The organism is Thalassoroseus sp., from assembly GCF_984380535.1.
Genome location: NZ_CFHRBF010000005.1, coordinates 267144 through 284634 on the forward strand (window position 1 = coordinate 267144; position 17491 = coordinate 284634).

13 protein-coding genes and 1 pseudogene are annotated in these 17491 nt (G+C 53.4%); 6 read left to right on the plus strand and 8 right to left on the minus strand.

Annotated elements, in window-relative coordinates; all coding sequences use genetic code 11:
- Positions 1 to 16: 16 nt before the first annotated feature.
- From AC5DDB_RS08720 to AC5DDB_RS08730, 3 genes are all read left to right on the plus strand, one after another.
- A complete protein-coding gene (locus AC5DDB_RS08720; protein ID WP_491739323.1) occupies positions 17 to 1192 on the plus strand; it encodes a zinc-binding metallopeptidase family protein in 1176 nt (391 codons plus the stop codon).
- Between the two features lie 99 nt (positions 1193 to 1291).
- Positions 1292 to 2284, plus strand: a complete 993-nt coding sequence (locus tag AC5DDB_RS08725; protein WP_491739324.1) for a glucosyl-3-phosphoglycerate synthase — start codon at positions 1292 to 1294, stop codon at positions 2282 to 2284.
- A gap of 11 nt (positions 2285 to 2295) precedes the next feature.
- Positions 2296 to 3834 (plus strand): glycosyltransferase family protein, encoded by a 1539-nt coding sequence (locus AC5DDB_RS08730; protein ID WP_491739325.1) that lies wholly within the window; start codon positions 2296 to 2298, stop codon positions 3832 to 3834.
- 9 nt (positions 3835 to 3843) lie between these two features.
- On the opposite strand, the gene AC5DDB_RS08735 is transcribed toward AC5DDB_RS08730, so the two are convergent.
- From AC5DDB_RS08735 to AC5DDB_RS08750, 4 genes are all read right to left on the minus strand, one after another.
- Positions 3844 to 4371, minus strand: a complete 528-nt coding sequence (locus AC5DDB_RS08735) for a GNAT family N-acetyltransferase (protein ID WP_491739326.1) — start codon at positions 4369 to 4371, stop codon at positions 3844 to 3846.
- Between the two features lie 63 nt (positions 4372 to 4434).
- Positions 4435 to 4893 (minus strand): hypothetical protein, encoded by a 459-nt coding sequence (locus tag AC5DDB_RS08740; RefSeq protein ID WP_491739327.1) that lies wholly within the window; start codon positions 4891 to 4893, stop codon positions 4435 to 4437.
- Positions 4894 to 5919: a glutaminyl-peptide cyclotransferase gene (locus AC5DDB_RS08745; RefSeq protein WP_491739328.1), complete on the minus strand. Its 1026-nt coding sequence runs from the start codon at positions 5917 to 5919 to the stop codon at positions 4894 to 4896.
- 299 nt (positions 5920 to 6218) lie between these two features.
- Positions 6219 to 7619 (minus strand): sigma-54-dependent transcriptional regulator, encoded by a 1401-nt coding sequence (locus AC5DDB_RS08750; RefSeq protein ID WP_491739329.1) that lies wholly within the window; start codon positions 7617 to 7619, stop codon positions 6219 to 6221.
- Positions 7620 to 7943: 324 nt separating this feature from the next.
- On the opposite strand from AC5DDB_RS08750, the gene AC5DDB_RS08755 reads away from it, so the two are divergent.
- On the plus strand, positions 7944 to 9428 hold the full coding sequence (locus AC5DDB_RS08755; protein WP_491739330.1) for a sulfatase: 1485 nt from the start codon (positions 7944 to 7946) through the stop codon (positions 9426 to 9428).
- Between the two features lie 13 nt (positions 9429 to 9441).
- On the opposite strand, the gene AC5DDB_RS08760 is transcribed toward AC5DDB_RS08755, so the two are convergent.
- The 3 genes and pseudogenes from AC5DDB_RS08760 to AC5DDB_RS08770 form a co-directional block, all read right to left on the minus strand.
- Entirely contained in the window at positions 9442 to 11997 is a 2556-nt protein-coding gene (locus AC5DDB_RS08760) for a protein kinase domain-containing protein (protein WP_491739331.1), read from the minus strand.
- Positions 11998 to 12101: 104 nt separating this feature from the next.
- Positions 12102 to 13232 (minus strand): M20 family metallopeptidase, encoded by a 1131-nt coding sequence (locus AC5DDB_RS08765; RefSeq protein WP_491739332.1) that lies wholly within the window; start codon positions 13230 to 13232, stop codon positions 12102 to 12104.
- 235 nt (positions 13233 to 13467) lie between these two features.
- Positions 13468 to 14181 (minus strand): annotated as a pseudogene (locus tag AC5DDB_RS08770) (manganese catalase family protein); the annotation flags it as partial.
- 331 nt (positions 14182 to 14512) lie between these two features.
- Here AC5DDB_RS08770 and bfr point away from each other — a divergent pair.
- Entirely contained in the window at positions 14513 to 14992 is a 480-nt protein-coding gene (gene bfr / locus AC5DDB_RS08775; RefSeq protein ID WP_491739333.1) for a bacterioferritin, read from the plus strand.
- Here bfr and AC5DDB_RS08780 read toward each other — a convergent pair.
- Positions 14956 to 15192: a (2Fe-2S)-binding protein gene (locus AC5DDB_RS08780; RefSeq protein ID WP_491739334.1), complete on the minus strand. Its 237-nt coding sequence runs from the start codon at positions 15190 to 15192 to the stop codon at positions 14956 to 14958. The two genes, bfr and AC5DDB_RS08780, sit on opposite strands and share 37 nt — an antisense overlap.
- A gap of 329 nt (positions 15193 to 15521) precedes the next feature.
- On the opposite strand from AC5DDB_RS08780, the gene AC5DDB_RS08785 reads away from it, so the two are divergent.
- The gene (locus AC5DDB_RS08785) at positions 15522 to 17486 is read left to right on the plus strand and encodes a P-loop NTPase family protein (RefSeq protein WP_491739335.1); all 1965 of its coding nucleotides are present in this window, start codon (positions 15522 to 15524) and stop codon (positions 17484 to 17486) included.
- Positions 17487 to 17491 lie beyond the last annotated feature (5 nt).

Consider the following 17491-nt stretch of genomic DNA (forward strand, 5'->3'; position numbering starts at 1 on the left):
CCAATGAAAAAACGCCATGTCTGAAATTGCCGACGTTCCCATGTTAACTGCTGAGATTCCCGACGCATTGGCCCCGTTGCGGGAGGAAATCCTGGCGGAATTGGTATTGCTGAGTCAAATTCCCTCTCCCACTGGCGAGGAGATTCGGCGGGTCGAACATATTTTGAACCGGTTCGTCGAGGCAGGGGTGCCGGAAGCCGGTCAAGATGAGAAGGGGAACGCTGCCGGTTTTCTTCCAGGTCGTGTGGGCGACCGAACCATCATGTTGGTCGCGCATCTCGATACGATTGTCCCGAGCAACATCGATCACAACGTCGAGGTGACGGCAGACCGCCTGATCGGTCCCGGAATCAGTGACAACGCCACCGGTGCGACCGTTATCTCAATGTTGCCGAACTGTCTTGATCATCTCGGCTTGAAGTTTGATTCGAACATTTCGTTACTTGGTACGGTGAATTCGCTCGACCGCAGCCACGATAGCGGCTTGCGGTTTCACTTAGAAAATATGGTGCACCCGGTTGATGCCGGCATTTGCATTGAAGGAGTACAACTCGGGCGTTTGAACTATTTCTCGATCGGGACACTCCGTGGACGAATTGATTGCGATGTGAGACTCGAAGGAAACTATCAGTCCCGCAGTTATGGCTCACAAAGTGCCGTTGCGGTATTAAATCACATTATGAATCGCATCCTAGCGATTGAAGTACCACAGCGACCATTTACGCATATTAGTATCAATCGTGTTCGCGCGGGTGTAAGTTATGATGTGGAACCCGATCATGCAGAGCTTGGTTTCGAAGTGAATAGTCACGACGACGCCCGCATCGATCGCATTGAAACGCAGATTCAGGAAATCGTTGCAGAAGTCGCTGCCCGCAACGCAGTGGACGCGAAACTCGATAGTTTCTTCCGACGTCGTGCCGGGGGAATCGGCTTCTCGCACCCGCTTGTAAAATCCACAATTGAAGTGATGGAAGCGCTTGGTATTTCGCCCGATCAAGGTCATAGCCCGTCGGAACTTTCGGAGTTCATCGCCCGTGGTATTCCCGCCGTCACCCTTGGCATCACCACCGGCGAAAAGAACCGTAAGAAACCCGACCATGTGAACATTGAGCCAATCCTTCGAGGCGTCGCTCAGATAGTCGGCGTGCTGCTAGCTATCGATCGTGGCATCACCGAGGAACCGGCTTGACCACCAATCGGAAACCGGCTCGTCTGTAACTATCAGAATCGTAACCCCGCGCTTCTAGCCTCTAAATCCTATTCCCTAAATCCCAGCCCCTAGCCAATCATGACTCCTGAACAATGGCTCCAAGACCGCACCTATCATCACTCTAACTTCTGGAACTTGCGTTGGCTTGTCGAGGAGAAACAACGACAGGGACTTACAATCTCATTGTGTCTGCCAACGCTGAATGAAGCGAAAACCGTCGGCAAGGAGATCATTCTGCTCAAAAGCGAACTGTATGATCGCTATCCACTCATTGATGAGATCGCCGTCATCGACTCTGGCAGTACCGACGGCACCCGCGAAATCGCTGCGAGTTTCGGGGCCGATGTGTATCTCGCCGAGGACTGTCTTCCCGAACTAGGCAATCGACGCGGCAAAGGCGAAAACCTTTGGAAGGCATTGTATCTACTCAAGGGTGATATCATTGTGTATGTCGATTCCGACATTAACAATATTCACCCGCGGTTCGTTTACGGTTTGATCGGCCCGCTCATCAAAGAGCCCGAAGTCCAGTACGTCAAGGCATTCTATGATCGGCCGCTCGCCTTCTCTCAAGGCATTCGCCCGACGGGTGGCGGACGCGTGACCGAGATCTTAGTCCGGCCGCTGTTTAGTTTGTTCTACCCGGAACTCACACCGATCATTCAACCGCTCTCCGGCGAATATGCAGGTCGAAGAAGTATCTTAGAGCAGATCCCGTTTCCCGTCGGCTATGGTGTGGAAACGGCGATGCTGATTGATATCTATGAGAAGCACGGGCTTGCAGCGTTTGCTCAAACCGACCTCGATACCCGTGTGCATCGTAATCAAGAAACAGTCGCACTCGGGCGGATGGCATTTGGTATTTTGCGGGCATTCTTCAATCGTTTGACCGCGCGGGAACGGGCACAATTCCCCTATGAGTTGGCTGACATCATGCGACAGCCCAAAGTCGACCAAGGCAAGTTTGAACAGGCCGAATACAAGATCGAAGAGTTCGAACGCCCACCAATGGTTGAGATTGCAGCATACCTCGAAAAATTCCATCAGTCGGTCCAAGCCGAGTCTGAGTGAGTGCAACGAAAATGAATCTAGCGATTCTGCACTATCATCTCAATCGCGGCGGCGTGACACGAGTGATTGCTAGTCACTTGCTAGCCTTGGATTCCATCCTCGATGGACAACAGCGTTGGCGTGTTGTTGTCTTTCATGGCGGACGTGATGACGGTTGGCCCAGGGATCTAGCGACCCGACTCAAACACATTGACTTAGATCTGCATGTGATTCCAGCATTGGAATACGACGCCGAACGCACTCAAGCAAAGGTATCGGTACTAAGTTCGATTCAAAGAGGACTTAGTCACTATGGGTTTGATGCTAGCAACACGCTACTGCACATCCACAATCATTCGCTGGGCAAAAATGCCGAGTTGTTGCCGGCGATTTGCTCGCTGATTCGTGAGGGCTTTGCTTGTCTTTTGCAGCCCCATGATTTTGCGGAAGACTTTCGCTCGGCAAACTATCGCCACCTCGTACACACGTTGGGCCGGAGTGTCTTTGAGCAATCGGCCTACCCGATCGCAGGGCATGTCCACTATGCCCTATTGAACCGACGCGACCGTACCATCTTGCAAACGGCAGGCGTGCCAAGTGAGCAACTGCACTTTCTGCCCAACCCAGTCGATGATGTTCCAACTAGTAATCGACAGACGGCTCGTGAACAACTCCAGCAAAAACTAGGCGTTGATAGTTCGGAAACTTATGTATTATATCCGGTTCGCGGGATTCGGCGAAAGAATGTCGGCGAGTTTGTACTATGGTCTGAAGTACTTCGTGAGCATGCCATCAAACTAGGCATTACACTGACGCCACTCAATCCTGCTGAGAAAAAGTTCTACGACACCTGGCGGAACTATGCTCAAGAACATGCGTTGCCCTGCGTGTTCGGAGCGGGTGACGACCACGGACTAACCTTTGCCGACAATATGGCTGCTGCCGACGCGATTCTTACAACGAGTGTCGCTGAGGGGTTCGGGATGGTGTTTTTAGAGTCTTGGCTAGTGGATCGGTCTTTACTTGGGCGAAACTTGCCAGCGGTGACGGCAGACTTCAAAGATCAAGGTCTGGAATATCCGTCACTCTATGAAAGCTGCGATGTTAAAGTGGATTGGTTTGATTTCAAGAGTTACGAACGACTGTTTCAGGAGACTGTATCCGACTTAGCCGCAGCCTATGAACGACAAACTCCCAGTCCGGCTGAAATTCAAACTGCGCTGGATTCCCATGTACGTGACGGTTGGATTGACTTTGGCGATCTCGATGAAGTCCTGCAATCGCAAGTGATTGACCACCTGCGTGAGAACCATACCGCCCGCGACGAGTTTCAGCATCGTCATGCAGCTTTGATCGAAAGCTTTGAGATCAAAGGCGTGAACCCGCTTGTTGAGATCAACGCCGATCGTGTGCGAACGGCGTACGGGCTTCGGGCATCGGGGCTGAACTTGCTTAGCATCTATCAATCGGTGATGTCATCCGAGCGTGCTAGTATGCTCGATCAACTGGATACAGAAAGAGTCTTAGAGCAGTTCTTAGACTATCGAAACTTGCGTCTCATTCGAACGTGATGTTAGTCACTATTGAGCGCCGAACTGTTGACGCGTCAGTGAGTAAACGCGATCGGCATGCGAGTAACCGGGGAGCGTGACATCATCGGTATGTGTCATGCCGAGTTTTTCTGCGACGCGAATCGATCGATGATTCTGTGGATCGACCAATGCGATCAGTCGTTCGATGTTTAGTTGCCCGAAGGCAAGGTCACGAACCGCGGTAGCTGCTTCGGTTGCATACCCGAGTCCCCAGTAGGCTTTTGCTAGTCGATAGCCGACTTCAATCTCCGGACCACCGTTGATGTCCTCAAATCGCGCGAGACCACAAAAGCCGATGACCTGATGGGAATCTTTCAACTCAACCGCCCAATGCCCGAACCCTCGTTGAGCGTAGTAATCGATCAGTTGCTCGATCCGAGCACGGACCCACTCGACCGACTGTGGCCCACAACCAAACCGCATGACTTCCGCATCCCCAAAGACGGCCATCATGGGATCGACATCTTCATGCGTGAACTGCCGTAGAATTATTCTGACTGTAGTTGAGACAATCATCTGATGTTGGCTGAGACAAGTCCCAGCACTCCCTTCATTCTGCAATATTCGGCCGACATGTTCCTATGAGAACTCTGGGTACGAAATTCCTTCAAGTTGAGCTATCTTCCCGTTGCCACTCGCAAGCTGTGAAAATTCCGAGATAAATTGGTCGAGGAGGATAGCTTCGGACTTCAGGTAGAGTCTGGCGTTCGAGGCGACTTTAGTCTGTGGTGTTTCGAACCACTCAGATTCCACAGATACCGTCAGGAATATCTTGCCACTTCCAGTTTGGTCAAAAGCAAATCGAACCATCAACGCACCAGATGCGTATTCCGGGCCAAATTCACCAATCCGCAGATCGTATAGACCACCATATATCCCAGGTGAAAATTGGCGGAGTTCGTTTGAGATCGTTTGTAGTTCGATTACGCCAGCATAGAGATTAGTGCAAAATATCGACCGCCCGTCGCAAGCTGACATTGCCAATTCGTAGACGTCGTTATCTTCCCAAACTTTTTTGAATTCGATATGCGGCGTCATTTATTGCGGTGTCCCGACCTCGATCTCGAATAACTTCCCCCAGTTCTTTCCGGTCACGAATAGGCGTTTGGATTGTTCGTCCCAGGCGATGCCGTTGAGGACGGCTTCGCGGTGGGGGCGGCGGGGGTAGAGGCCGGTAAGGTTGATCCAGGATTTCACGGTGCCGGTTTCGGGGTCGATGCGGGCGATGTGGTCGGAGTGCCATACGTTGGCCCAGATTTCGCCGTTGATGTATTCGAGTTCGTTCAAATTGTCGATGCGTCGACGTCCATCGACAACGCGAATTCGGCGAACGGTTTTGAAGGACTTCGGGTCGACGAATTCGAGAATGTCTCCGCCATCGCTGACGATAAGGTGTGTGCCGTCGTGCGTGATGCCCCAACCTTGGCCGCGATAACGAAACCGATCGATGGGGGTCATCGTTGTACGGTCGTAGACGAAACAGATGCCGCTCTTCCAGGTGAGTTGGTAGATACGGTCGCCCATCACGGTGATGCCTTCGCCGAACACGCGGGGCGAGAGCAGTTGTTGACGGATCACGCGGCCGGATTTGAGTTCGACTTCTCGCAGAGTCGATTCGCCGTATTGTCCGGTGCCCTCGAGGAGCACTCCATCGGTGATGACTAACCCTTGAGTGAAGGCGTTGGCATCGTGTGGGAATTCGTTGACGACGCGGTAGCCGACGACCGGTGCCGTTCCGCTGCCGATTCCCATCGCCCAGGCGGTGAGGATTCCACCACCGATAACCGCGAAACAGATGGCTGGTAAGACCCATCGTCGCCGGGTCTTTCGGCTGTTGTTGCCGGGTTCTTCCGGTGTGGTGGGCGTCGTCAATTCCGACGAAGTGGTCGCGTTTTCCATGGGCGTTCCGGCCAGTCCTTGCGGGGCGCTCGGGATCAGCAGTCCGTGATCGTGAATACCACGGCTATGTAAGCCGTGCTTGATCTCGAAAACTGTCGGGTTGTTCGCACGGGCGAAACGCCAGTGCAGGAAGTTGCATGTATTAAAGACAATATTACGTAACATTCAATGCGGTTCATACTTGGGTGGCATGCCCACCGTTTGGGGTGGGCATGGGCCAGCGATGTTTGAATGTTTAATCTTGCCCACGTAAAACCGTGGGTATGCCACCCACGACGCTAAATCGATGCAATTTCCTGCAGTGACAGACGTCAACGGATTGTCGAGAACGCCCTGATAATAAGCTCATGAATATCAACGGATCAATGGCGGTTCCGCTTGTTAGCTCGTGAGTTGTCAGTCGGCGCAAAGAAAAACCGCCGATTGTGGTCGGCGGTCTGTGGGGTTCATCGAAAGCGATGCGGTTACTGAATCAGTTGTTTTTCGCGTTCGTATTCGATTTGGTACTTCTTCATTTTCTTGTAGAGCGTGGTGCGGTTGATGCCGAGGGTGCGGGCGGTGTTCTGGCGATTCCAGCCGTTTGCTTCCAGGGCTTCGACGATAAGTTGCCGTTCCGGTTCGGCCATTGCTCGTTTGAGACTGCTGCCATTGCTGGGCAGTTCGAAGTTTTGCTCGATCGTGCGGTGACCGCGAATCGACTCCGGCAAATCGTTCATCGAGATTTCGTCGGACTTGGACAGTACAACCGCCCGTTCGACAACATTGACCAACTCGCGGACGTTGCCGGGCCAGTCATATTGTTGCATGAGCCGAATGGCAGCGGGGTCGAACCCGTGTACGTGTTTGCCGTTTTGCTCGTTGAATTGTTTGAGGTAGAAATCCGCGAGCAGGGGGATGTCGCCGATTCGTTCCCGCAGCGGTGGTTGGACCATCGAAATCACGTTGATGCGGTAGTATAGGTCTTCGCGGAACTTGCCGGCTTTGACCATTTCTTCCAGGTCGCCGTTGGTCGCGAGGACTAGTCGCACGTCGACTTTGTGTGTCTTGTTGCCGCCGACTGGTTCGAATTCTTTGTCTTGCAGCACCCGCAGAAGTTTAACCTGCAAGCTGGGCGGGGCCGTGGCGATTTCGTCGAGGAACAGCGTGCCCCCATCGGCCGCGAGGAATTTCCCCTCTTTGTTCTGTGTGGCTCCGGTAAATGCGCCTTGCACGTGGCCGAAGAGTTCGCTTTCGAGAAGATTCTCCGGCAACGCTCCGCAGGCAACTTCCACGAAGGGTTTGTCGCGACGGTCGGATTGTTGATGGATTGCGCGGGCGGTCATCGTTTTGCCGGTGCCGCTTTCGCCGAGGATCAAGACCGTTGTTCTCGTGTCGGCCACACTTTCGATGAGGTCGAACATCTTGAGCATTTTGTAATCGTGCCCGACGATGTTCTTCATGCCGAACCGCTGATCGAGTTGAGCTTTCAGCGATTTGTTTTCTTCGACGATTCGTCGTTGACCGATCGCCCGTTGAATCGCGAGTTGAAGTTCCTCGTCGATGACGGGTTTCGTGAGGTAATCGAATGCCCCGAGGCGGATGGCTTCGACCGCACTTTCGATGGTGCCGTACCCGGTGAGCAGAATAATCGCGGTTTGCGGTTGCTCTTTGACGGCCCATTCGAGCAGGTGGAAACCGTCGGCATCGGGCAGGTTGACGTCGCAAATGACGGCTTCGAAGCGGAAGTCCCGCATGCGGTTGATCGCGTCTTCGCAGGTGGTGGCGGTTTCAGTGCGGTGACCGAGACTCCGCAAATAATCAGCCATCGCTTCGACAATATGACGGTCGTCGTCAACGACCAACAGCGAACCTTGGGCGTGTTTCATGTTGTATCTCTCAAAAGGTGTCGCCTTGCCGTCGGCAGTCCGACCGGGCAAGTCAAGTCATGGGGTGTCAATCGTGAGTATGTGCGACATCCGAGCCAGGCGGTCTGTCCGCCGGTGTATCGTCCGTGGTGTCAATCTTTGCTGGTTGCTGTTCGAGAGGGTGCACAAACCTAGGCCACAGGTTGCAGGTCGTCAACAAGTTTGTCTTTGCGCGCGTTGGATTTCGCCAACAAGTTGCCGAAACTGGCAGGCAATGCGTTGATTTGGAACCACATGCCGGTTTGTGTATCGTGGAGCGAGTCTTTTTAGAAACGGATTGGAATTATGCTCATGCGCGCTCGAATTAGTTGGTGTCTGATTGTTGCTCTCTGTTTGGTGGCAACTTCTTCTCCCATGTTTGCCGGGGAGACGCGGAACGTGGTGTTCTTCCTGGTCGACGATCTCGGTTACATGGACATCGGGGCGAACAATCCTGATTCGTTCTATGAAACGCCGAACATCGACCGCTTAGCAGCCAGCGGCATGCGGTTCACGAATGGCTATGCCGCGAATCCGGTGTGTAGTCCGACGCGGTATAGCATCATGACGGGGAAGTACCCGACGCGTGTGGATGCCACGAATTACTTCTCTGGTAAACGTGCCGCTCGCTTCGAACCAGCTCCGCTGCACGACCAGATGGATCTCGATGAAGTCACGATTGCTGAGACGCTGAAGGAGCACGACTATCACACCTTCTTCGCCGGGAAATGGCACCTCGGGCCGACCGAAGAGTATTGGCCGACGAAGCAGGGGTTTGACGTCAACAAAGGTGGTTTCTCACGTGGCGGTCCGTATGGGCCGGGCAAGTACTTCGTGCCTTATGGCAACCCACGACTTGAAGACGGACCGAAAGGTGAGCACTTGCCGGACCGACTGGCCAGCGAGACGGCGGCGTTTATCCGCGAGCACAAGGACGAACCATTCCTCACTTATTTGGCGTTTTACTCGGTGCACACGCCGCTCATCGGTCGACCGGATTTGGTCGAGAAGTACAAGAAGAAAGCTGAACGGCTTGGGCTGACCGATCAGGAAGCGTTCGCTCCCGAGGAACAAGTTTGGCCGACCAAGCAACCACGGAAAGTCCGCACGTTACAAGCACACGCTGTGTATGCGGCGATGGTGGAAGCTATGGATGCGGCCGTCGGTAAAGTGTTGAAAGAACTCGACGAGCAAGGTTTGACCGACTCGACGGCAGTGTGTTTCATGTCGGACAATGGCGGCTTGAGCACGTCGGAAGGTTCACCGACTTCGAACTTGCCGTTGCGAGGCGGGAAGGGGTGGGTGTACGAAGGCGGCATCCGCGAACCATTTATCATTCGTTGGCCGGGCGTCGCGAAGCCGGGCAGTGTATGCGATGAACCGGTTGTGAGTACCGATTTCTATCCGACAATTCTGGACATGCTCGGCTTACCGCTCCAACCGAAACGTCATCTCGATGGTGTCAGTTTGGTGCCGCTGTTGAAAGGGGAGAAGCACCTCGATCGCGAAGCCATCTTCTGGCATTACCCGCATTACCCCAATCAAGGCGGCTTCCCCGGCGGTGCGATTCGCATGGGCGATTGGAAACTCATCGAGCGTTACGAAGACGGCCGGCTTCACCTCTATAACCTGAAAGACGACATCGGCGAACAAACCGATGTGGCCGAAGAGCACAAAGACCGCGTGCGAGACATGCGACGACGGTTGCACAAGTGGTATGGCGAAGTAGACGCGAAGTTCCTGCGAGCCAAAAAGAACGGCCCGGAACCGTGGGCACCGAAGCTGAATTGAATTCTTTTCGTTTCTACTCGGTCGGTGTTGCCGAAGGATCCCGCTCGGTCTCTTTTCGAAACGGGCCATATTCGCCAAATTCGGAATAGATGATCCGCGTGGGATCGGCTTCACTCAGCTGTTCGATGTCTTGCTGGTTAATATGCGGAGATTTAAGACCCAAAATCCTCAGATTTTTCATCTGGGTGAGGGTCGGTAGAATTGATGCCGTTACCTGCGTGTTGTAGAGATGCAACGTTTCGAGTTTTCTCGCTGTGGCCAGCCAACCCAACGCATCATCACCGATCTCCGATTCCCCAAGATCGACAATCCGCAGTTTGTAAGCGGAGAGATTCGCTAAGGGCTTCCACTGTTCGCGTCGAACTCTCGATGTTGTAGGTAGTGAAAGACGCTCGAGATGTTTCAACTTGGAGATTGCGGAGATTGTTTTCGGACCGATCCGTGTATCAACAACGTCTAAATGCACCAAACGTGGGAATTGTCCGAGTGGTTCCGCGATTTCATCGTCGACTAAATAGCCTGTTAGTGACAAAACCGATAACTTCGAGGCGCCGGACAAATGCTTCAAGCCCTTTCCATGAATGAATGTCCCTGTCAAATTTAGGTGCTGCAAATTCGTTAACGGGGCTAAGTGCCGCAGATCGTCATCATGGATATCGCAATTATTGAGAAGCAGTACTGTGAGTTGGGTGAGTTTGGCAATCGCTTTCAAACCGTCCGCCGTGATGTCGGAACCATAGAGGTCCAATTCTCGAAGCGTCGTGAGATGACCAACGGACCGAATTCCCACATCGGAAATTGGTCCATGCAATGTGTGAATGTCTGATTTCAAGTTCAGAACTCGAATCCGTTTTAAACCGACAAGTTGCGTCATGTCGACATCCGCTAAACGCGGGGCGGTTCGAAAATCGATGGTATTCACAAAGAAGTCATCTTTGGGTAATTCGTCGACAGATTTTGGAAACACAAGTTCGCCGGACTTGGCCATCACCAGACTAATCTGAGCGTTGCGTCGCAATGTCCACTCCGCGACTTCGCGTTCGATGGGTTGGGGAGATTCGTCGGGAACGGTCTTTTTCAACTGAGGAACTGCTGCGACGGACTCGGTTTCGGGTTCGTTCTCCTTGATTGGGGCTTTGGACGAGTACCGGAAGATGAAGAAGATCGTCGCAACGAATAGAACCGCCAGAACACTGAGTGAAATTCCCACCCACGGTCGTTTTTTTATGGGCTTTTGGGTAGGCTCCGGAGGTTGCACACGCCCGCTTTCCGGAGGCGTCTCCAACGGCTGAGTGAGGCTGACCGTCGCTGCCGGAAGAACGGGGTGCAGCGGCTGAGAGAGTGGAATTGTCTCATCCGCAGCCGCGTCACTTGAAGTGCGTTGCGTGTCCGACTTGGAGGGCTTCGTCGATTCTTCCGAAGACAAGCCCTGCAAAAACTGACTCAGCTTGGGGTCTTGCGTTGGAGCCGGGATGGTTGCACTCGACGAATCGGGATGGCAATTCCTCAGGCCAGTGATGACGTCTTCCATTGAAGAAAATCGGTCGTCGGGTCTCTTGGCCATCATGATCTGGAAGACCGAATCCAATGCCGCGGAGACCGTCTTGTTTGCATCACGAAGAGAGGGAATCGGGCTTTCGCGGTGGGCGAGGAGCTTCTTCATTGCCGTATCCGCATGGAACGGCGGTCGTCCTCCGAGCAGGAAAAACAACGTGCAACCCAAGCTGTAGATATCGGTTCGCGCATCGACATCGCGAGTGTCGAGTGCTTGCTCGGGAGACATGTAATCCAGCGTACCCATGATCGTGCCGGTTTCCGTCAGGGAATCTTCCCCAGCAGTTTCATCGAAGCGGGCCAACCCCATATCCAGAATTTTCACCGTCCCGCGCAGCCCCAAGAGTATGTTGTGTGGTTTAATATCTCGATGAATAATCCCTTTTTCGTGGGCATATTGGAGCCCCTCCGCAGCTTGCAGGATGTAGGTGATAGCTTTGCTCACAGGCATTGGGCCGCGAGTTTTCACCAACTTCGAGAAGTCCACACCGTCAATGAATTCCATGACGAGATAGTGCACGCCACGCATTTCACCGGCATCGTAGGTCATCACGATATTCGGATGTGAGAGCCTGGCCGCCGCTTGCGCTTCCCGGTGAAATCGTTGAATGGCGCTTTGGTCGGAAACCATCTCCGGAGGAAGCAGTTTGATCGCCGCCTCGCGATTCATTCGATGATGATATGCTTTGTAGACCTGCCCCATTCCCCCAGCGCCGATTTTATCTTGAACGACATAGCGACCAATCCACAGAGATTTCGCCTTGCCCCGCAAGATCATCCGGCTTTGAAACAGGGTAAGCGTTTTGGATTGAATCAACGCCTCGGCCAATTCCTCCATACATGTGAATGTGTCGACCCGCTCCGCCCAGGCGTCAATTTCGGCCTCAGGGAGCAATTGATTCTGAGTGACAACTTCCCAAAACTGTTTGGCCGTTGACGGACCGCGTGATTTGGTCGCCTCGTTTTCCGTCATGTCAACAATCCAAGCCATACCGAACAGTACGGTTCGCGACATTCCCGTACATATTCTAGCGAGACGAGAGGCCGTCTATTCGGTTCTCATCCAGAATTCAACGACTTTTCGGAGAATCAACGGACGGAGAAGCGAGGAAAAGTTCGTCAGCAGCACCATTTGCGAATGGCTTGCGCGAATTGGTTGGCACCGCGTTTGAGTTGATCGAGGGCGATCCACTCGTCTCTCGTATGGGCTTGAGCGATGTCACCGGGACCCCACACGACAAGGTTTTCGAGTTTCTCTCCGAGCACTGACCCGTCGGTTCCGTAAGAAACCGTGCTGGACGTCTCGCAGTCGGCCAAGTCGCAAAGTTCGCGGACAAATTCGGAATCGGGTGATGTGTAGAACGCCGAACCGTTCACGCGAACATCGAACTCTAATCCGTTTTTCTCAGCAACCGCACGGGCACGACTTAACCATTCGCTTGAGTCTTGTCCCGGCATTGGTCGCATGTAAACGGTGCAAATGCTTTGCGGTGGGGTGATGTTGACCGCGTGGGTGTGATCGTTGATTCCGAGGTTCATCGAAACTGTCGGCGGATCGAATTCGTCGTTCTTCCATTTCGGATCAGTCTCGGTTTCCTCGTGCATCGCTTTCATCTCGAGGAGGAACGGAATCATGGCCCAGTTTGCGTTGCGTCCTTTGTTCGTGCTGGAGTGAGCCGCGACGCCGCGAGAGATCGCCCGGAATCCGCAACTTCCCTTATGAGCATGCACGACTTTTAGTCGTGTGGGTTCGCCGATGATGCCGTTGATGCAGTTGTCGGCCATTTCCTGATAGAGTTCGGAATGCCGAACGACCCTTCGGGCCCCGTGATAACCCACTTCCTCGTCTGCGGTTGCGGTAATGTATACTGGGTGCTTCAAGTCTTTGCCGGAGAATCGGGACGCTGCCTCCAACATGCAGGCAAGCGAGCCTTTCATGTCGCAACTTCCGCGACCGTACAATTTCTCATCTTGAACGTGTGGGTCGAATGGTCCGTGCGTTTCGCTATGCCAATCGGTGACGGGCACGACATCGGTGTGGGCAAAGAACCCCAGGCCACCGTCGCCCTCTCCTTTCTTAGCGATGATGTTACATTTCAGCACGCCGTTGGCGTCTTCGTATTCGACTCGTTCGGTCATGAACTCCAGTTTGAGTAGCAGGTCTTCGACGTAGTCACTCACCGCCACGTTCGATATTGCACTGGGTGATTCGAACGCAATGAGGTCTTTCGTGATATGTAGCGCATCCATGGTTCGCTCGATCTCGATTGGGAATCAACTCCGTCTGGTAACGTCCGCAACCGGACGTCGCCAATTCTCCTCAGCCGCGATTCCAGATGCAACCGCCAGAGGGTCCTGACCTTGGCATCTCAAAAGACGCTTGAGAATCGACTGACGAGCGTTGACAAAATCCCAGACGGAAAAAACGCGTCAGAATTCGAGTCCTGACGCGTTTTAGTTATCGAGATAGTCGAAGCCATTACTTACCGTTTTTCAAGTTTGCGAAGGCCGGATTCTCGACCACGTCCCATTCGTCACCGGAATTCCATGGACCCGTGTGATCTTCCCCAAGATCGCCAGAGCCCGTCGAGTCGTTGTAGTATTTGTCCACGTATTCATCGTCCACCGGCATTTCGCCGATTTCCAACGGGCCTTTTGACATGCTTTCCAAAGCTTTGCCGAATGCCTTCATATGCGTGATTTCCCGGGTCATCAGGAACATCAAGGCATCTTTCGAACCGGCATCATCGGTTTGGTTGATGAGTCGTTCGTACGTGATTTTGGCACGGGCTTCCGCCGCAATGTTGGCACGCAAATCGACTTCCAGTTGACCACTCACTTTGAGGTAGTCCGCGGTCCACGGATTTCCCTGTGAGTTGTTCAGCGAAATACCGCCGCCGCCGACGATACAGATCAATGGGTCCTGTTCCGCGCATTCTGCTTCTTCACGCAACGGTTTCAGGTGCATTCGAGCCAACTGCCCAATGACTTCCAGGTGGCTCAACTCTTCCGTGCCGATATCCATCAGCAAGTCTTTGCGGGCGGGATCTTCACAGTTCATGCCCTGCACGCTGTACTGCAACGCCGCCGCCAATTCGCCGTTGGCTCCGCCGAATTGCTCTAACAGCATCTTTCCAAAGCGTGGGTCCGGTTCGCCCACATTCACGGTATACATCAACTTTTTGACATGATGATACATGTATCTCTCCGTTAAGAACTTCAAAGATTTGTCGGACATCGCCGCACGACGCCATCCTTGGATCTCTAGGCAAGTTACATGCCATGCCCCGGTTGGTGTTCAAAAGCGGAAAATTGAACTGATTCTTGGTATCGATGCGGCCAAGCTGGTGCGTAAGGGCCCACCGAACCAAATTGGGATGCGTTCTCAGTTTGTGTTCGACGGAACTAGAGACATTGTTTCAATCGGGAAAAATGCGGTGTTTCCCGTCGGAACACGCTAGTTCAAGAAACCGCAGTTGGTCTACAATTCGACGAAACTTATTGGAAATTCCGTGCCTAGGAGAGAAACCGTGAAAGGCGATTCTGAAATCATCGATGCCCTTAATGCTGGGCTGACGATCGAATTGACCGCGATCAACTTGTACTTCATCCACTCGAAGATGTGTCGCGATTGGGGTTACAACGCGTTGGCGAAGCATTTCTACGAAGAATCCATCGAAGAAATGAAGCACGCGGAATACCTGATCGATCGCATCTTGTTTCTGGAAGGGGTTCCGGAAATCGCGCGGTACGACGTGATTCGGGTTGGCGACACTGTCGAAAAGCAGTTAGCTAACGCGTTGGAACTCGAGTTGAAAGCCGTCTCGACTTACAACGATGGCGTTAAGCTGGCGGCCGACAAAAAAGACGCCGGTAGCAAAGAGATTATGGAGCGGATTCTCGTCGAAAGCGAAGAAAGCGTCGACTGGACCGAAACCCAGCAACACGTAATCTCGGAAGTCGGAATTCAGCTTTACCTCAGCACACAAACTGGTGGACCTGCCGAGTGAGACGCGGTAGCGGCATGAGCCTGGGAGGTCGCTAGCAGGGCACTAATCCGGCGTTTGCATCCCATGCAGCCAGTTCCAGCTCCGGTAGAATTCATTACGCACCCGACAGTCCGAACCATTCCTGTGGAGATGGCTCCGCGAACTTCGGATTCCGTCACACCTAAGCAATGACAAATGAGTTTGTCGGAGTGATGAGACATATTCCGATCCTATCGGAAAGGCCATTCGCGAGTTCGCGGATGGCTTTTTTCGTGGCAAGTGGTTCCAAGTTTCCCGCGGAACCGGCTTGGTCAGGAAGGTTTGTTACTGAGATTCAGTCTCAGGAATAATTATTCTAGTAGTTCATCGACCATCGTCAATGCAAAGTTGGAAGAAATCTGGATCTGCCCGACTCTTGCGAATTCTAAGAACAAAGCCGACCTGGAAATCCGCGTTGACCATTTTCAGTCGTCGTGAGAGAATCCCGGCCCTCGGCCAGTGCAGCATCCGTAGCGCAAGAACGTAAGTCATTCCAGTGGAAGGATTTCCCATGACCAGCGGCAAGGACGTCGCCCGCCCGTACAGTATGAGTCTTGATGAAAGTCCCGAAACACTTGATTTCACCGCCGCGTTGAACCCAACGCGATCCGCTGACCCGGTGCTCGCCCGACGCGAAGTTTTTGCCGACCGTGATACGCCGGAAATCTTTCGATCCGTATGTCATCGTCATGAAATTTGGCGTGATGATCCGTTTGATGTCGCCACGATTCATGGATCGGCTCGAAATGAATTCGAGCGACTGATCAGCAATTCATCGACTCGAACTTCAACCGGTGCCGGTCGAATCCTGTTGATTCTCGGGGAATCCGGTGCCGGGAAGACGCACCTGATGCGTGTATTTCGCAACCATGTGCATTCTTCTAAGTCTGGTTACTGCGGCTATTTACAAATGACGTCCGCCACGGACGACTACAGCCGTTACGTACTCAGCAACATTATCGACTCGCTGGATCAACCGTATTTTGAGACCGAGTCTGCCCTTTCCGGGTTGATGTCGTTGTCCAATGCGCTCGTTGAAATCCCGTCGTCGGTATTACGTCGCGAACGCGACAGTCTTCGGGAAGATCGTTACAGCGACCGGGAGTTGGCGAAATTCATCCGTCAAATCGCTGACTTGATCATCGAGGACGAACGCTACGCCCGGTGTGACGTGCATCTCATTCAGGCCTTGTTGTACCTGCAACGAGAGGAACCCCGCATCAAAAGTCGGGTGCTGAGTTACCTGCGTTGTGAAGCGTTGTCGGATTACGATCGCGAAGTTCTCGGCGGAATGGTTCCACGGACCGATGTGGACCGCACCATCGAAGCGGTCGGGCAACTTATGTGGTCGTTGCAACAAATGTCGCTAGTGGTTTGCGTCGATCAACTCGAAGATATGGCCAACTTGGACCGTGATGCCGAACGATTCCGCCGAGCAATGACGACCGTGTGTGCACTTGCCGAGCGTGTGCCTTCGTCGGTGTTCGTCATTTCTTGTTTAGAAGATTTGTATCCGCCGCTACAGCAAAGTTTGACACGGTCCTACGTCGATCGTATCGAGCACGACCCCGAACCGATTCGGCTCGAAAGTCGCCGTTCGGGCGAAGAAATCCTTGGATTGGTTAGCAAACGACTTGCCCATCTCTATTCCTGTGCAGGCGTGGCATTTGACGAAGAGTCGCCGACTGATCCGATCCCGGTCCATCAATTCGATACCCTTGTGAACACGCGGACTCGTGATATTCTCGATTGGTGTCGCGATTATCGTCGGGCGGTCTTCTCGGGAGAGATTCAAGCTGGCGAGGAGTTTCATCCGGCTTTGGTCGAGTTTTCAGCGACTCCCTCGCAACCGACCGAGCCTGCGGTGTCGACATCCGATTTAGAAACATCCATCGTCGGACTGACGCAACTTTGGAACGACGCATTAGCGGCTCACAACGAACCGACGACCGATGACGACGACCGACTCGCATTGCAGTTGGCCGAAGCGGTCGAGCGATGCGGTGCGGAACTTCCGGTGCCAACCCAGTTCCACTCGACAGTGGATGGCTGGTTGTTGCGGGTCGAGAACACGGACATTCCGCCGCTATTGATCGGTCTGTGCAACAAATCGCCGCAGGGCGGGGCACTCAGTCGCCAAGTGGGTACGGTTCAAAAACTCGCCGGCGATGCCTTGCCGATCTTGGTCCGCTCAACCGAATTTCCTGATAATCCACGCACGAAAATCGCCAAGCAAATCGGGCAGATTCTCGATGCGGGCGGTCGCCAAATCGTGGTGGAGGATTCGGATTGGCGTGCCATGCAAGCCATGCGAGTCTTCGAACAAACGCACCAGGACGATCCTGGTTATGCAGAATGGCTGAAAGCCGAACGGCCACTCACGCGGCTGAAATCGCTGCGATCCATTTTGCCATTGGATCAGCTCTCCGAAGCCACGGCTCCTGCGGAATCCGAAACAATTCGTAAGGCCGCGTGACCAGA

What these genes read in the sequence shown, in the direction of transcription:
- AC5DDB_RS08780 (WP_491739334.1), bottom strand. Translation starts at nt 15,192, where the DNA reads ATGTCTCATCACTCCGACAAACTCATTTGTCATTGCTTAGGTGTGACG.
- AC5DDB_RS08765 (WP_491739332.1), bottom strand. Translation starts at nt 13,232, where the DNA reads ATGGATGCGCTACATATCACGAAAGACCTCATTGCGTTCGAATCACCC.
- AC5DDB_RS08750 (WP_491739329.1), bottom strand. Translation starts at nt 7,619, where the DNA reads ATGAAACACGCCCAAGGTTCGCTGTTGGTCGTTGACGACGACCGTCAT.
- AC5DDB_RS08785 (WP_491739335.1), top strand. Translation starts at nt 15,522, where the DNA reads ATGACCAGCGGCAAGGACGTCGCCCGCCCGTACAGTATGAGTCTTGAT.
- AC5DDB_RS08730 (WP_491739325.1), top strand. Translation starts at nt 2,296, where the DNA reads ATGAATCTAGCGATTCTGCACTATCATCTCAATCGCGGCGGCGTGACA.
- AC5DDB_RS08720 (WP_491739323.1), top strand. Translation starts at nt 17, where the DNA reads ATGTCTGAAATTGCCGACGTTCCCATGTTAACTGCTGAGATTCCCGAC.
- AC5DDB_RS08760 (WP_491739331.1), bottom strand. Translation starts at nt 11,997, where the DNA reads ATGTCGCGAACCGTACTGTTCGGTATGGCTTGGATTGTTGACATGACG.
- AC5DDB_RS08745 (WP_491739328.1), bottom strand. Translation starts at nt 5,919, where the DNA reads ATGTTACGTAATATTGTCTTTAATACATGCAACTTCCTGCACTGGCGT.
- AC5DDB_RS08740 (WP_491739327.1), bottom strand. Translation starts at nt 4,893, where the DNA reads ATGACGCCGCATATCGAATTCAAAAAAGTTTGGGAAGATAACGACGTC.
- AC5DDB_RS08725 (WP_491739324.1), top strand. Translation starts at nt 1,292, where the DNA reads ATGACTCCTGAACAATGGCTCCAAGACCGCACCTATCATCACTCTAAC.
- AC5DDB_RS08755 (WP_491739330.1), top strand. Translation starts at nt 7,944, where the DNA reads ATGCTCATGCGCGCTCGAATTAGTTGGTGTCTGATTGTTGCTCTCTGT.
- AC5DDB_RS08735 (WP_491739326.1), bottom strand. Translation starts at nt 4,371, where the DNA reads ATGATTGTCTCAACTACAGTCAGAATAATTCTACGGCAGTTCACGCAT.